The organism is Belnapia sp., assembly GCF_059504005.1.
Genome location: NZ_JCACHU010000019.1, coordinates 1 through 13,447, shown reverse-complemented (window position 1 = coordinate 13,447; position 13,447 = coordinate 1). Strand labels below are relative to the sequence as shown.

The following is a 13,447-nucleotide window of genomic DNA, read 5'->3' as shown; positions in this document are numbered from 1 at the left end:
CCCGCCCTTCAACGACGAACCAGGAAGGCAACCACCATGATCCGCACGCTGATCGCCACCGCCACCGCCGCCCTCAAGGATCGCAAGGGCGTCACCGCCGCCGAGTACGCCGTGCTCGCCACCGGCATCGTGGTCGTCGTCGCTGGGGCGGCCAGCGGCCTCGGCACGCGCATCACCGGCGTCTTCAGCGGCCTGCTCGCCGCGGCCGGCGGCGGCGGCGGCACCTAAGCCCGACCAGACGGGGCCGGCCCGTACTCCATCGCCGCGGGCCGGCTCCCCTCCCGCAACCAGGACACGCAATCACGAACGGCACCCCTGCCATGGCGATCGCGCTGACCATCGGCCTGCTGCTCGCCGCAGCCTGGCGGGATGTCGTGGCCCGCATCATCCCGGACCCGCTCGTCCTGCTCCTCGCCCTGCTCGGCCTCGCCGGCCGCCTCGCCCTGGGCTGGGGCGCCGCGCTGGAGGCCACGCTCGCCGCGCTGCTGCTCTTCGGCATCCTGCTGGCCTGCGCCATGCGCGGCTGGCTCGGCGGCGGCGACGTGAAGCTGGCCGGCGCCCTCACCCTCGGCCTCTCGCCCGAGGCCACCTGGGACTTCGTAACGGCCACCGCCCTCGCCGGCGGGCTGCTCGGTCTCGTCTACCTCAACGGGCACCGCCTCGCGCCGCGCCTCGCGTCGGCGGGCGCCGCCCGGCCGCTGGCCCGCATCCTTGCGGTGGAGGCCTGGCGGCTGCGCCGCGGCGGCCCGCTGCCCTACGGCGTCGCCATCGCCGCCGGCGGCCTCCTCACGCTGCTGACCCCCTGGAAGGGATAGGCCATGTTCCTGCGGCTGCTGGTCATCGTCTCGCTGATGCTGAGCGCGGTCGGCCTTGCCGGCCTCGGCTACCAGCTGCTGGCGCCGCGCCCGGCGCCGCCCGCGGCCGCCCTGGCGGAGCCGCCCCCGCCGCCAGCGCCGCGCCCGCGCATCGCCGTCGCCCGGCGGCCGCTGCCCGCCGGCACGCTGCTGAAGGATGAGGACCTCACGCTGCGCGAGGTGGCGCCGGATGCGGTGCCGCCCGGCGCCATCCTCGCCGATGCCGGGTCCGCCGGCGAATTCCGCGGCGCCCTGCTGCGCCGCTACCTCGACCCCGAGGCGGTGCTGCGGCGGGAGGACGTGCTCCACCCGCGCGACCGCGGCTTCCTCGCCGCCGTGCTGCGGCCGGGGATGCGGGCCATCTCGGTCGGCGTCGACGTCGTCACCGGCGCCGCGGGGCTGATCTGGCCCGGCGACCGGGTGGACCTGATCCTGACCCAGGAGCTGGCCGCCGGCGAGGCGCCGCTCGCCCGCCGCGTCATCGGCGAGACGGTGCTGACCGATGTCCGGGCGATTGCCGTCGACCAGCTCTTCACCCGTGGCGCCAATCCGGACGAGGCGGCGGCCGGCCGCATCGCCCGCACCGTTTCCCTCGAGGTGACGTCGGAGCAGGCGGAGCGCGTCGCGGTCGCCAGCCGCCTCGGCCGCATCGCCCTCACCGTGCGCGCGATCGACTGGCCGGAGGGCGAGCCGGCGGCGCAGGGCGGTCCCGTCTTCAACCCCGTCTTCGGCGCCGATGTCTCGCCCGCGCTCGCCCGCTCGGCGATCTCGCAGGGCGTGCGCATGCGCGTGGTCCAGGGCGACGAGCAGCAGGAGGTCGTGTTCCGATGAGACGCGCAGGCCTCGCCCTGCTGGCCTTCGGCCTGCTCCTGCCGCCGCCGGCCCTGGCGCAGCGCCGCGGGGCGGATCCGCTGGCGCCCCAGCCCTGGCCGGCGCGGGAGGAGGCGCCGCCCGCCGCGGCCGCCGCCGCCCGGCCCTCGATTCTCCTGCTCGAGGCCGGGGCCGGCCGGCTGGTGCGCTTGCCCGCGCCGGCGGTGACGGTCATGGCGGCCGATCCGCGCATCGCCCGGGTGCAGCCGGCCTCGCCCACCAGCCTCTTCGTCATGGCCGTCGCCGCCGGCCGCACCACCGTCGTCGCCCTGGGCGAGGATGGCAGCCCGGTCGCCGAATACGAGGTCACGGTCCAGCCCGGCCGCGCCGCCGCCCCGGCCGCCGCCCCGGCCGCCCCGGCCATCGGCGGGCCCGCCGCGCCGGCGCAGCCCGCCGCCGGCCCGCCCCCCAATGCGGCCGCGGTGCAGAGCATGATCCGGCGCATGGTCCGCGGCGCCGAGGGCGTGCAGGTCACCGCCGCCGGGCCGAACGGCCTCATCCTCACCGGCGAGGTGCCGGGCGCCGCCGACGCGCAGCGCGCCGAGGCCATCGCCCGCACCTATGCCGGGGAGGGGCGCGAGGTCGTCAACGGCCTCGCCCTGCTCTCCTCGATCCAGGTCAACCTGCGGGTCCGCGTCGCCGAGATCTCGCGCCAGGTCAGCCGCGACCTCGGCTTCAACTGGCAGGCCGTCGCCAATGGCGGGAACGGCCTGCTCTTCGGCCTGCAGACCGGCGGCGCCGGCGCGGTGCTCAGTGCGCTGACCAGCCGGCCCTCCGCCACCGATGCGCAGGTCGGCCGCTTCGGCCTCGGCTACCGCTCCTCGCGCTTCGACATCAACGCGGTGGTCGACGCGCTCGCCTCCGACCGGCTCATCACCATCCTCGCCGAGCCCAACCTGACCGCGCAGTCGGGCGAGGTGGCGAGCTTCCTCGCCGGCGGGGAATTCCCGGTGCCGGTCGCGGCCAGTTCCCTCAACAACACCATCACCATCGAGTACAAGCAGTTCGGCGTCAGCCTCGCCTTCGTCCCGACCGTGCTGGGGCCGGAGCGGCTGAACCTCCGGGTCCGGCCGGAGGTGAGCGAGCTGTCGGAGAACGGCGCCATCAGCCTGCCGCTCGCCAGCGGCGTGGTGCGCATCCCGGCGCTCAACGTCCGCCGGGCGGAGACCACGGTGGAGCTCGGCAGCGGCCAGAGCTTCGCCATCGCCGGGCTGCTGCAGCGCAGCTCCAGCCTGGCCAACAGCGGCGTCAACGGCCTCGGCGACGTGCCGGTGCTCGGCGCGCTGTTCCGCTCCGACCGGTTCCAGCGCAACGAGACCGAGCTGGTCATCATCATCACGCCCTACCTGGTCAAGCCCGCCGCGGGGCCGCAGGCGCTGGCGGCGCCGACCGACGGCTACCGCCCGGCGACCGACCTCGACCGGGTGCTCTACCGGCGGCAGCTCGCCCGCGGCGAGCCCGCGTCGCCGCCGCCGCGCGGCGCCCTCGATGCGGGGTTCATCATCGAATGAGGCCCCTCCGCGCGCTCCTCCTGCTCCTGCCGCTCGTGGCCTGCGGGCCGGGCGACGACTTCCTCCGGCCGGGCACCTGGCGCCCAACCGGGGCGAACGAGGCCAACCTGGCCGCCATGCTCGCCGAGCCCTCCCATGCCCGGGCCGGCGCCGCGGCGCGGACCGAGCGCGCCGAGCCGGCGGCCCTGGCCATCCGCCGGCTGGAGCTCGACCGCCGGCGCCCGCTGCCCGACAGCCGCGCGGCCGCGATCGGCAGCGTCGCCGCCCCCCAGGCCCCCGCCGCGGAGCCCGGCCATGCCCGCTGACCGCCCCCTGCCGCGCGAGGCGGCGGATGCGGCGCGCGGCGGCGCGCGCCTCCTCCCCGCCATGGCCGGCGACCGGCCGGCCTTCCTCGCCTTCGTGGCGGACGAGGCCAGCGAGGCGGCGCTGCGCGGCGGCCTGCCCGACACCCTCGGCGTGCTGCAATTCCGCCGCGGCGACATCCGCACCGCGATCCGCCTGCTCGAGCGGGAGCCGACGCCCGAGGTCCTCCTCGTCGACATCGCCGGCATCGCGGAGCCGCTGCAGGCGCTCGAGATGCTAAGCGGCGTCTGCACGCCGGACGTCCGGGTCATGGTCATCGGCGAGCAGGCGGAGATCGGCTTCTACCGCCGGCTGACCCGCGAGCTCGGCGTGCTCGAATACCTGCACAAGCCGCTGACCCGCGACATGGTGGCGCGCCTCCTTGGCCCCCATCTCGCCGGGCCGGCGGCGAGCGCGGCGGCGGAGGCGCTCGGCCGCGGCAGCCAGGTGGTCGCGGTCTGCGGCGTCCGCGGCGGTGTCGGCGCCACCACCGTCGCCGTCAACCTCGCGGTGCAGCTGGCCGAGCAGGGCCGCAGCCACATCGCGCTGCTCGACCTGCACCTGCGGGGCGGCACGGCGGGGCTGCTGCTCGGCGTCCGCCCAGGGACGGGGCTGCGGGTCGCGCTGGAGCAGCCGGACCGCGCCGATGCGCTCTTCCTCGACCGGGTCGGCATCCCGATCTCCGACCGGCTCCGGCTGATCGCGGCGGAGGAGCCGATGGACGCCCAGCCCCAGCCGGTCGACACCGCGGTGCAGGCGGTCCTCGCCATGCTGCGGCAGCGCTTCAACGTCGTCGTCGTGGATCTGCCGGTGCCGCCGGGGCCGGCCGAGCGCGCCGTCCTCGCGGCGGCGCGGCACAGCCTGCTGGTGCTCGGGCCCGACCTGGCGGGCATCCGCGACGCGCTCGCGCTCCGCAAGCTGGCGGCCGGGCTCGGCAACTCGCGGGCGACGATCCTGCTGAACCGCGCCGGAATGCCGGGCGGCCTCAAGCCGAAGCTGGTCGAGGAGGGGCTGGGCGCGCCGCCCGACCTGGTGATCCCCGACCTGCCCCGCGTCCTGCCGCGGGCGGCCAATCTCGGCCAGCCGGCCTCGCGCGAGAGTGCGGTGCTGCGCCGCGCCCTGGCGCCCCTGCTGCAGGACATCGCCGGCGTCGCCGCGGCGCGGCCGGCCGGCCTGCTCTGGCGCCTGTTCGGGCGGGGCGCGCCGTGAGCCGCGCCTTCGGCCGCCGCGCCATGCCCCAGCCGGAGCCGCAGCCGGAGACGCAGCCCCCTGGCGCGCCGCCGGAGGCCGCGCCGCCGCCGCCGGGCGCGGACGCGGCCCGCGCCACGATCGAGCGCTTGCGCCTCCTGGTGATGGAGCGGGTGGACCCGACCGCCGCGGCGGAGCTGCCGGCCCCGGCGCTGCGCAGCCAGCTCGAATCCCTCGTGCACGAGGTCGCCAATCGGGAACGCGCCGAGATCTCAGCCCGCGAGCAGGCGCGCGTCGCCGAGGAGATCGCCGACGACATGGTGGGCTACGGCCCGCTCGAATCGCTGCTGCAGGACGAGAGCATCAGCGACATCATGGTCAACGGCCCGGACCGCGTGTTCGTCGAGGTCCGCGGCAAGGTCCAGCTTACCGACATCCGCTTCCGCAGCGGCGCGCAGCTCGCGGCGATCGCGCAGAAGATGGCGGCCTCGGTCGGGCGCCGGGTCGACGAGAGCAGCCCGCTGGTCGATTGCCGCCTGCCCGACGGCAGCCGCGTCAACGTCGTCTTCCCGCCGCTGGCGATCGACGGCGCCTGCATCTCCATCCGCAAATTCGCCAAGCGCAAGGTCGACTTCGCCGGGATGGTGGCCGGCGGCTCCATGTCGCCCGCGGTCGCCCGCATCCTCGAGATCGCGGCCCGCTGCCGGCTGAACGTGGTGATCTCGGGCGGCACCGGCTCCGGCAAGACCACCATGATGAATGCGATGAGCCGGCTGATCGACCATGGCGAGCGCATCGTCACCATCGAGGATGCGGCGGAGCTGCAGCTGCAGCAGCCGCATGTGGTGCGGCTGGAGACGCGGCCGGTGAACCTCGAGGGCCGCGGCGAGATCACCCAGCGCGACCTGATCCGCAACGCGCTGCGGATGCGCCCCGACCGCATCATCGTCGGCGAGGTCCGCGGCGCCGAGGCCTTCGACATGCTGCAGGCGATGAATACCGGCCATGACGGGTCCTACTGCACGGTGCACGCCAACACCGCGCGGGATGCCGTGATCCGCATCGAGAACATGGTGCAGATGGGCCAGAGCAACCTGCCGAGCCGCGCCATCCGCACCCAGATCGCCAGCGCCGTCGACCTGATCGTCCAGGTCGCGCGCATGCGCGACGGCGGCCGGCGCGTGCTGCAGGTCGCCGAGGTCTGCGGGCTCGAGGGTGAGGTGGTGACGATGAACGACGTCTTCGCCTTCGAGTATCAGGGCGAGGATCCCGGCGGACGCATCCGCGGCCGCTGGGTGACGCCCGCCCTCCGTCCCGGCTTCTCGGAGCGGCTGGATTATTTCGGGCTCGGCGAGGCCTGGATGGCCGCGCTGCGCGAGGCCTGACCATGGCCCCGGCGCTGCTCCTCCTGCCAGCCGGGCTGCTGCTGCTGGGGCTGCTGCTGGCCTGCATCGCCCTTGCCCATGGCGGCTCCGGCCGGGCGCTGCGCGACCGGGTGCGGTCGCTGGCCGAGGCGCAGCAGGCGGCCGCCCCGGCGCTGCCGAGCATCCGCGCCGGCGGGGGCGCGCCGGACGGCCTCGCGCTGTGGCTGGCCCGCCTGGTCGGCCTGAGGCCGGACTTGCCGCATGCCCGGCGGCTCGGCTGGCCGGTGGTGGTGGCGCTCTCCCTGGCCGCCGGTGGTGCAGTGGCCTGGGCCGGGGCCAGCCTGCTCGGCCCGCCGCTCGCGCCGGTGCTGCTGCCGGCGGGCGCGGTGCTGGCGGCGCGGCTGATCCATGGCTGGCAGCATGCCCGCTATTGCGATGCGGTGTTCCAGCAGATCCCCGATGCGCTCGGGCTGATGATCCGCGCGATCCGCGCCGGCCTGCCCCTCGGCGAGGCGCTGCGCGGCATGAGCCGGGAGATCGCCTCGCCGAGCCGGGAGGAATTCGCGCGCGTCGTGGGCGACATGGCGATCGGTCGGCCGGTCGACGTCGCGCTCGCCCGCCTCCACCAGCGCACCGGGCTGACGGAATACGCCTTCCTCGCCGTCACCCTCGGCCTGCAGGCGCAGACCGGCGGCAGCCTCGCCGAGACGCTCGAGAACTTGGCGGAGATGGTGCGCAAGCGCGTCGCCATGGCGAAGCGGGCCCGGGCGCTGGCCGGCGAGGCCAAGGCGCAGGCCGGGCTGCTCGTCATCTTGCCCTTCGTCGCCGCGGCGGCCATGTCGGTCATCCAGCCCTTCTACATCGAGGCCTTCACCAGCAACCCGACCGGCCAGCGCATGGCGCTCGGGGGCTTCGGCCTGATGCTGCTCGGGCTGCTGACCATCCGCTGGCTGATCCGCAGCGCGGGGCGGGACTGATGCCGGGCCTGCCCGATTCTGGAACGCTGCTGCTCGCCGCCTCCGCGGCCGGCGGCGCCATCGGCCTCGCCCTCTTCGCCGCCGTGCTGCTGGCGCAGGGGGCGGAGGACAGGGATGTCGGCCGCCGGATGCGCGGCCTGCTGCAGCCCGATGCGGCGGGCGAGGCGCGGCGGGCCGCGCGCGGCGTGCGGGAAGGGCTGGCCCGGCCCGTGCTGCGCGTCGGCGAATGGCTGCGCGACAGCGCCATCGTCTCCCCGCGGGAGATCGAGGACTTCCGCCGCGCCATGACCGCGGCCGGGATCGAGGCCGGCTGGGCGGTGCCCTTCTTCCTCGGCGCCAAGGCCTTCGCGCTGCTCACCATGCCGCTGGCCGCGCTCGGCCTGGCCTGGGCGCAGGAGATGGACCAGACGCAGACCAGCCTCGCGGTCGTGGGCGCGCTGGTCCTCGCCGTGATCCTGCCGAACCGGCTGCTCGACTGGCTGCGGCGCCCCTTCCAGGAGCAGCTGCGGCGGGGCCTGCCCGATGCGCTCGACCTCCTCGTCGTCGCGGCCGAGGCGGGGCTTGCGCTGGAGACCGCGGTCGACCGCGTGGCGCGGGAGATGGAGGGCTCGAACCGGGCCATCGCGGGCGAGATGAACACGCTCCTGCAGGAGCTGCGCATGCTGCCCGACCGCCGCCTGGCGCTGGAGCGGATGGCGGAGCGGACGGATCTCGAAGGCTTCCGGCGCCTCGGCACCACCCTGTCGCAGACGCTGCGCTACGGCACGCCGCTGGCCCAGGCGCTGCGCGCCCTCGCCGCCGACATGCGGCAGGAGCGCATGCTGCGGCTCGAGGAGAAGGCCATCAAGCTGCCGGCCAAGCTGATCGGGCCGCTCATCCTCTTCATCCTGCCCGCGCTGTTCATCGCGCTGCTCGGCCCGTCGATCCTCGAGATCGGCAAGTCCCTCGGAGGCTCGCCATGACCGCCACCTTGCGCCGCCTGCCGGTCCGCCCTCTGGCCCTCTCCGCCCTGGCCTGGCTCGCGGCCTGCGCCGGCGCCGAACCCGGCGGGGCGCGCTACGACGGCGCGGCCCGGCTCCGGGTGGCGGAGGCGGCGGAGACCTCCGGCCAGCGGGACGTCGCGCTCTCCCTCTTCGCCTCGGCCGCGACGGCGGAGCCGAACCGGCCGGAGCTGCAGGCCCGCTTCGCCGCGGCCCTGGCCCGCGCCGGCCGGCTCGGCGAGGCGGAGCAGGTGGTGACGCGCGCCCTCGAGCGCCGGCGCGACGACCCGCTGCTGCTCGCCGAGCTCGCGCGGCTGCGGCTGCGCGCCGGCGCGGCCGAGCAGGCCCTGGCGCTTTTCACCCAGGCGGCCGCCGCGATGCCGCGCGACGCCGCGGCCCGGGACGGGCAGGGCGTCGCGCTCGACCTGCTCGGCCGGCATGCCGAAGCGGAGCGGAGCTACCGCGAGGCGCTGCGGCTGGCGCCGGACAGCGTCGCGGTGCGCAACAACCTCGCCGTGTCGCTGATGCTGTCGGGGCGCGTCGCGGAAGCGGCGGCCATGCTCGACCAGCTGGCGCTGCGGCACGGCGACCGGCCGCGGGTCCGGGCCAACCTCGCCCTGGCCCAGGCCATGCTCGGCCTGCCGGAGGCGCAGCGCGGCGGCGAGCGGGCGGATGCCGCCCTCGGCGCCGCGATGCTGCGCCTGGCCCAGGCCCCCGGGCCGGAGGGCCCTGCGCCATGAGCGCGCCCGTCGACGCCATGCCGCCGGCGAAGGGCGGCGCGAACCACAGGGAGGGAGCGGCTGCGATGCGCTTCATCGGTCTTCATCCTGCCTGGCTGGCGCTGCGGAGCCGAAGGGCCGTCGCCGCCTCCGAATTCGCGCTGGTGCTGCCGGTCCTCATCGGCCTGTCCCTGCCGGTGGCGGATGTGGCGAGCGTCGCCGTCCGGTCGATCGCCGCCTACCAGACGCTCCGCGGCCTCGGCGCCTATGCCCAGTTCCACCCGCCGCCCGACGTGACCAACACCGCGGGCTGGACGCTGCCCGCCGTGCCGGGCTTCACCGTGACCGCGCAGGTGCTGTGCGGCGACGCCGCCACCGCCTGCACCTCGAATGCCAGCTTCCCGAAATGGGTGTCGCTGGCAACGACCGTGACGGTGTCGACGCAGGTGCTCGGCCTCTGCCGCCCGCCCGGCGGCTGCCGGATCGTGCATACGGAGCGCTTCCAATGATCGCCGCCTTCGCCAGGACGCTGCGCTGCCGCCGCGGCTCCGTCGCCACGGTCTTCGCGGCGCTCGCGGTGCCCCTGGTCGGGATGGCGGCGCTCGGCGCCGAGCTGGGCAGCTGGTACCTGCTCCAGCGGCGGGCGCAGAACGCGGCGGATGCCGCCGCCTATTCCGGCGCGCTGCGCCTCGCGGCGGCCCAGGCCGACAGCCAGACGGTGGGCTTCCGCGCCCGGCAATTCGCGGCGCAGAACGGCTTCTGCTCGCAGGGCGATGCCGCCGCCTATCCGGGCGCAACCTGCCCGAGCGTGCCGCAGGGCACCACCCGCTCCGTCCTGGTCTCGACCGGCACCTATGCGGCGGGCAGCTTCACCGTCGCGGCCACCCAGGGCAGCGGCAATGCCGTGCAGGTGCAGGTGTCGCAGACCCTGCCGACGCATTTCGCCGCACTCTTCACCGGCCGGACCTTCACGGTCGATGCCCGGGCCATCGCCCAGGTCCAGACGCCCGCGCCGATCTGCGCGCTGGGCCTGCTGGGGCCGAACGGCATGACGATCGGCGGCAGCTCGGTCCTCACCGGCGGCAATTGCACGCTGATGTCGAATACCGGGTTCAAGTTCAACAGCACGCCGCAATTTGTCGGCGCCGGATGGGCGACCAATGCGGTGGCGGGCTGCACGGCGCCGAGCACCACCTGCTACGGCCTCCCGGTGCCCTATAACTGGTACAGGGCGCCGGTGAAGGATCCGCTGGCCGGGCTCAACAGCCAGTTCTCCGGCATCCGGACCAGTTCCACCAAGACGACCTGCTCGAACAACCAGACCTGCCAGCTCTCGCCCTCCGCCACGGCCTATGGCGACCTGACGATCAATGGCGGCGCGATGACGCTGGCGGCGGGGACCTATTTCTTCTCCAACGCCACGGTGAAGATGACCGGCGGCAGCCTGACCGGCACCAATGTCAGCATCGTGCTGCTCGGCAATTCGAGCCTGACCATCAATGGCGGGACGGTGACGCTCACCGCCCCCATGACGAACAACAGCTACCCGGCGCTGGATGGCGTGCTGTTCTCGGGCGACAACGGCGGCAACGTCAACATCAACGGGAACGGCAACTCCGTCCTCGGCGGCGTCGTCTATTTCCCGAACGGCAACGTCACCTGGGGCGGCAACGCCGCGAGCGCCAACAACTGCACGCAGGTGATCGCCGCCACGCTGACGGTGCAGGGCAACTCCACCTTCAGCAGCGGCGGTTGCCCGGCGAAGACCGTGCCCCGCTCCCAGGTCGTGATGCTGGTCCGATGAGGCGCCGCCCCTGTTCCGGCACGACCACGGCCGAGTTCGCGCTGGTCGCGCCGCCGCTCTTCCTCATCCTGCTCGGCCTCCTGGACCTCGGCCGCTACGGGATGGTGACGGCCTCGCTCGGCAACCTGGCGAGTGCGACGTCGCGTGCCGTGATCATCGGCTGCTACGCGCAGGCGGTCGCCCGCAACCAGTCGCCCGCGACCTGCGGCGACCCGCTGAGCGATGCCGAGAAGCGGCTGATCGCGCCGGGGCTCTATCTCGGCGGCGCCGCCCCGACCGTCACGGTGGGCGCGAACGGCAGCGCGCTGGTTGTGCAGGCCTCGCAGAGCTTCAGGCCGCTGCTGCCGCTCTGGGGCAGCCGGCTGGACAGGCCGAGCCAATCGGTGACGCTGCCCTTCTAGGGCGGCCTTCGTTCGCGCCGGCTCGCGGAACCCGCCCCGGCCTGTCGTTGGGCCGGGCCAGGACCTCCGATCAGGCTGATCCACCTGACCGAAGCTCGCTCCGGCCGGGAAGGCCGGACGGCACCGTCGCCGCGGGCCGTGTCCCGGGTGATGGCGTGGCTGCGGCGCGTGGTCAGCCTCCGGGCGCCGCTACAGCAAACTCTATTTCAGGTGCTGGGCCAGGTACTTGTTCATTTCGAACATCGTGACCTTGTCCTTGCCGAAGACCTTGCGCAGCTTGTCGTCGGCGAGGATCTCGCGCCCATCCTTCGGGTTCTGCAGCTTGTTGGCCTTGATATAGGCCCAGACCTTGCTCACCGCCTCGCCACGGGCGAGTTCCTCGCCGCCGACAACGGCTGCCAGCTCCTCGGACGGCTTGAGCGGCTGCTGAAGCGCATTCGGCTTGTTGCCCTTGCTAGGCTTCTCGACCTTGGTCGCCTTCGTTGAACCGGCATCCTTGGATGCCCCTGCCTTCGGCTTGCTCGGCGGCGTCTTCTCAGCCATCATTACGCTCCTGGTCACTCTCACTCGCGGCATGTCGCGGAACGACACTAGTTCAAGTCGACGCGAAACGACAGCCGCATCCAACAGTTCCGGTGGGTCCGGTCCCCGGGCCTCGTGCCGGCGGCCGTCAGCGCAACGGCAGGGGCCGCCGGGATGGTCCTCGGATGGGGTCGTGCAGGCCGGCATCCGCGGTCCGCCCTCCGCAGCGATGCGGCACGGCCCCTGGGTTCTGCCCTTCGGGGCAGCTCTGCGGCCTGCGGGATGGTATTGGCGGCGGGCAGCAGGCAGCGCCGGTCTTTCCGGATGCCGTCGCGCCCGAGGCAGCCGGTCGATTCCGGACGTGGTCATCGCCCCGCCCTCGAAATCGCGGGGCAGCGCCGTTACCGTCGGGGCATGCTTGATCCGAGACGCTGCTACGAGGCGATCATCCGGTGCGACCGGTCCATCGATGGCTGTTCTTCGTCGGCGTGCGCACGACCTTGATCTACTGCCGCCCGGTCTGCTCGGCCCGGATGCCGCGCTTCGAGAATATGAGCTTCCATCCAACCGCCGCCTCCGCCGAACGCGCGGGATACCGCCCATGCCTCCGCTGCCGGTCCGAGGCGGCGCCGGCCATGGACAAGGTCGTCTCCGGCGGCACGGCCGGGGCCAGCGAGGGAGGACTTATACGGACGGCCGAGATGGCTGACTCGCAGGTGATGTCCAGTACGGCTGGGATGGTGATTTGCTGCTCTTGCGGGTGAGCGGAGGCGGCGATGGTGGCGGCGGTGGCGATCAGCCGGACGGATTTGGACGCGGCGGGGCTGCGCCGGGCGGCAGTACGCGGACGGGATGCGGCGGCGTCCCGGCGTATGTTGGCCCTAGCACTGGTGCTGGAGGGGCAGTCGCGGACGGAAGCTGCCCGTGCGGCGGGGATGGACCGGCAGACACTGCGCGACTGGGTGCATCGCTACAACGCCGAGGGCTTGGCGGGCCTGCGAGGCCGGGTGGGCGAGACCGGGCCAAAGCGGCGTCTGTCGTCCGAGCAGGAGGCGGAGGTGGCCGAGTGGGTGCGTCGCGGCCCCGACCTGGCGCGGGACGGCGTTGTGCGCTGGCGCCGGGCCGATCTTGCGCGCGCCATTGCCAAGCGCTTCGGCGTCGTGTTGGCCGAGCGGAGCGTCGGCCATGTGCTGTGCCGCCTCGGCTTCCGCCGGTTGGTTGTGCGGCCGCGCCACCCTGGCCATAACGCCGCGGCACAGGCGTCTTTCAGGCCGACTTCGCCGCCCTGGTGACCGCCGCCCTGCCACCGGAAGCGCGCGACAAGCCGCTTGAGATCTGGTGGCAGGACGAGGCCAGAGTCGGCCAGCAGGGCACGCTGACGCGGATCTGGGCCGAATGCGGCTCGCGCCCCGCCGCGCCGAAGGACTGCCGCTATGCCTCGGCCTACCTCTTCGGTGCGGTCTGCCCGGCCCGCGGCATTGGCGCCGGCCTTGTGCTGCCCGCTGCCAACGCCCGCACCATGACCCTCCACCTCGCCGAGATCAACAGCCAAGTCGCACCAGGTGCCCATGCGGTCGTCGTCCTGGATGGTGCGGGCTGGCACCAGACCGGGGGCAAGTTGCGCATGCCCGCCAACATCACCCCGCTCCGCTTGCCGCCCTACGCGCCGGAGCTGAACCCGGTGGAAAACGTCTGGGCCTACCTACGTTCCAACAGGCTCGCCAACCGCGTCTACAAGACCTACGACGACATCCTCGACGCATGCACCGATGCCTGGAACTGGCTCACCAGCCAGCCCGAACGCATCACCGCCATCGCATCACGACCATGGGCACAGGTCACCCAATGAGGCCGAGCGTATAAGAGGGCGTTAAGCAATTTTCTTCTGTTTGTTGGCTAGACGGCGGAGCGTGAT

Annotated in this window: 16 protein-coding genes; 15 read left to right on the top strand and 1 reads right to left on the bottom strand. The window is 73.9% G+C overall.

The window, feature by feature from the left end; translation table 11 throughout:
- Positions 1-36 precede the first annotated feature (36 nt).
- The 13 genes from AC5JJ1_RS03485 (at position 37) to AC5JJ1_RS03425 (ending at position 11,010) form a co-directional block, all read left to right on the top strand.
- On the top strand, positions 37-228 hold the full coding sequence (locus tag AC5JJ1_RS03485) for a Flp family type IVb pilin (protein WP_495783730.1): 192 nt from the start codon (positions 37-39) through the stop codon (positions 226-228).
- A 92-nt stretch (positions 229-320) separates the two neighbouring features.
- On the top strand, positions 321-815 hold the full coding sequence (locus tag AC5JJ1_RS03480) for an A24 family peptidase (protein ID WP_495783729.1): 495 nt from the start codon (positions 321-323) through the stop codon (positions 813-815).
- A 3-nt stretch (positions 816-818) separates the two neighbouring features.
- Positions 819-1,685, top strand: a complete 867-nt coding sequence (cpaB, locus tag AC5JJ1_RS03475; RefSeq protein ID WP_495783728.1) for a Flp pilus assembly protein CpaB — start codon at positions 819-821, stop codon at positions 1,683-1,685.
- Positions 1,682-3,235, top strand: a complete 1,554-nt coding sequence (locus tag AC5JJ1_RS03470) for a type II and III secretion system protein family protein (protein WP_495783727.1) — start codon at positions 1,682-1,684, stop codon at positions 3,233-3,235. The genes cpaB and AC5JJ1_RS03470 overlap by 4 nt, the downstream gene beginning before the upstream one ends.
- A complete protein-coding gene (locus AC5JJ1_RS03465) occupies positions 3,232-3,540 on the top strand; it encodes a hypothetical protein (protein WP_495783726.1) in 309 nt (102 codons plus the stop codon). The genes AC5JJ1_RS03470 and AC5JJ1_RS03465 overlap by 4 nt, the downstream gene beginning before the upstream one ends.
- Positions 3,530-4,786 carry a CpaE/TadZ family protein gene (locus AC5JJ1_RS03460; RefSeq protein WP_495783725.1) on the top strand — a complete coding sequence of 419 codons (1,257 nt, stop codon included), beginning with the start codon at positions 3,530-3,532 and terminating at the stop codon, positions 4,784-4,786. Before AC5JJ1_RS03465 ends, AC5JJ1_RS03460 begins: the two co-directional genes overlap by 11 nt.
- Positions 4,783-6,150 (top strand): TadA family conjugal transfer-associated ATPase, encoded by a 1,368-nt coding sequence (locus AC5JJ1_RS03455; RefSeq protein ID WP_495783724.1) that lies wholly within the window; start codon positions 4,783-4,785, stop codon positions 6,148-6,150. Before AC5JJ1_RS03460 ends, AC5JJ1_RS03455 begins: the two co-directional genes overlap by 4 nt.
- A 2-nt stretch (positions 6,151-6,152) precedes the next feature.
- Entirely contained in the window at positions 6,153-7,106 is a 954-nt protein-coding gene (locus AC5JJ1_RS03450; RefSeq protein WP_495783723.1) for a type II secretion system F family protein, read from the top strand.
- On the top strand, positions 7,106-8,068 hold the full coding sequence (locus tag AC5JJ1_RS03445) for a type II secretion system F family protein (RefSeq protein ID WP_495783722.1): 963 nt from the start codon (positions 7,106-7,108) through the stop codon (positions 8,066-8,068). Before AC5JJ1_RS03450 ends, AC5JJ1_RS03445 begins: the two co-directional genes overlap by 1 nt.
- Positions 8,065-8,826, top strand: a complete 762-nt coding sequence (locus tag AC5JJ1_RS03440; RefSeq protein ID WP_495783721.1) for a tetratricopeptide repeat protein — start codon at positions 8,065-8,067, stop codon at positions 8,824-8,826. The genes AC5JJ1_RS03445 and AC5JJ1_RS03440 overlap by 4 nt, the downstream gene beginning before the upstream one ends.
- Entirely contained in the window at positions 8,823-9,314 is a 492-nt protein-coding gene (locus AC5JJ1_RS03435) for a hypothetical protein (RefSeq protein WP_495783720.1), read from the top strand. Before AC5JJ1_RS03440 ends, AC5JJ1_RS03435 begins: the two co-directional genes overlap by 4 nt.
- Positions 9,311-10,609, top strand: a complete 1,299-nt coding sequence (locus AC5JJ1_RS03430) for a pilus assembly protein TadG-related protein (RefSeq protein WP_495783719.1) — start codon at positions 9,311-9,313, stop codon at positions 10,607-10,609. Before AC5JJ1_RS03435 ends, AC5JJ1_RS03430 begins: the two co-directional genes overlap by 4 nt.
- Positions 10,606-11,010, top strand: coding sequence for a TadE/TadG family type IV pilus assembly protein (locus AC5JJ1_RS03425; protein WP_495783718.1), 405 nt, complete (start codon positions 10,606-10,608; stop codon positions 11,008-11,010). The genes AC5JJ1_RS03430 and AC5JJ1_RS03425 overlap by 4 nt, the downstream gene beginning before the upstream one ends.
- Positions 11,011-11,211: 201 nt before the next feature.
- Here AC5JJ1_RS03425 and AC5JJ1_RS03420 read toward each other — a convergent pair whose 3' ends face one another.
- A complete protein-coding gene (locus AC5JJ1_RS03420; RefSeq protein WP_495783717.1) occupies positions 11,212-11,553 on the bottom strand; it encodes an SWIB/MDM2 domain-containing protein in 342 nt (113 codons plus the stop codon).
- 431 nt (positions 11,554-11,984) lie between these two features.
- Here AC5JJ1_RS03420 and AC5JJ1_RS03415 point away from each other — a divergent pair, with 431 nt between their 5' ends.
- Both AC5JJ1_RS03415 and AC5JJ1_RS03410 read left to right on the top strand, forming a co-directional pair.
- The gene (locus AC5JJ1_RS03415; protein WP_495783716.1) at positions 11,985-12,296 is read left to right on the top strand and encodes an Ada metal-binding domain-containing protein; all 312 of its coding nucleotides are present in this window, start codon (positions 11,985-11,987) and stop codon (positions 12,294-12,296) included.
- Between the two features lie 12 nt (positions 12,297-12,308).
- Positions 12,309-13,381, top strand: a protein-coding gene (locus tag AC5JJ1_RS03410) for an IS630 family transposase (RefSeq protein WP_495783715.1) whose coding sequence is annotated in 2 segments (ribosomal slippage) — positions 12,309-12,804 and positions 12,804-13,381 — 1,074 coding nt in all. Because the reading frame shifts where the segments join, the coding sequence is not laid out codon by codon here.
- Positions 13,382-13,447: the final 66 nt, after the last annotated feature.

Excerpts from the sequence above, each read along its gene's own strand:
- AC5JJ1_RS03465 (WP_495783726.1), top strand. The coding sequence starts at position 3,232 with ATGAGGCCCCTCCGCGCGCTCCTCCTGCTCCTGCCGCTCGTGGCCTGC.
- AC5JJ1_RS03470 (WP_495783727.1), top strand. The coding sequence starts at position 1,682 with ATGAGACGCGCAGGCCTCGCCCTGCTGGCCTTCGGCCTGCTCCTGCCG.
- AC5JJ1_RS03440 (WP_495783721.1), top strand. The coding sequence starts at position 8,065 with ATGACCGCCACCTTGCGCCGCCTGCCGGTCCGCCCTCTGGCCCTCTCC.
- cpaB (WP_495783728.1), top strand. The coding sequence starts at position 819 with ATGTTCCTGCGGCTGCTGGTCATCGTCTCGCTGATGCTGAGCGCGGTC.
- AC5JJ1_RS03450 (WP_495783723.1), top strand. The coding sequence starts at position 6,153 with ATGGCCCCGGCGCTGCTCCTCCTGCCAGCCGGGCTGCTGCTGCTGGGG.
- AC5JJ1_RS03480 (WP_495783729.1), top strand. The coding sequence starts at position 321 with ATGGCGATCGCGCTGACCATCGGCCTGCTGCTCGCCGCAGCCTGGCGG.
- AC5JJ1_RS03445 (WP_495783722.1), top strand. The coding sequence starts at position 7,106 with ATGCCGGGCCTGCCCGATTCTGGAACGCTGCTGCTCGCCGCCTCCGCG.
- AC5JJ1_RS03485 (WP_495783730.1), top strand. The coding sequence starts at position 37 with ATGATCCGCACGCTGATCGCCACCGCCACCGCCGCCCTCAAGGATCGC.
- AC5JJ1_RS03460 (WP_495783725.1), top strand. The coding sequence starts at position 3,530 with ATGCCCGCTGACCGCCCCCTGCCGCGCGAGGCGGCGGATGCGGCGCGC.
- AC5JJ1_RS03430 (WP_495783719.1), top strand. The coding sequence starts at position 9,311 with ATGATCGCCGCCTTCGCCAGGACGCTGCGCTGCCGCCGCGGCTCCGTC.
- AC5JJ1_RS03420 (WP_495783717.1), bottom strand. The coding sequence starts at position 11,553 with ATGGCTGAGAAGACGCCGCCGAGCAAGCCGAAGGCAGGGGCATCCAAG.
- AC5JJ1_RS03435 (WP_495783720.1), top strand. The coding sequence starts at position 8,823 with ATGAGCGCGCCCGTCGACGCCATGCCGCCGGCGAAGGGCGGCGCGAAC.
- AC5JJ1_RS03425 (WP_495783718.1), top strand. The coding sequence starts at position 10,606 with ATGAGGCGCCGCCCCTGTTCCGGCACGACCACGGCCGAGTTCGCGCTG.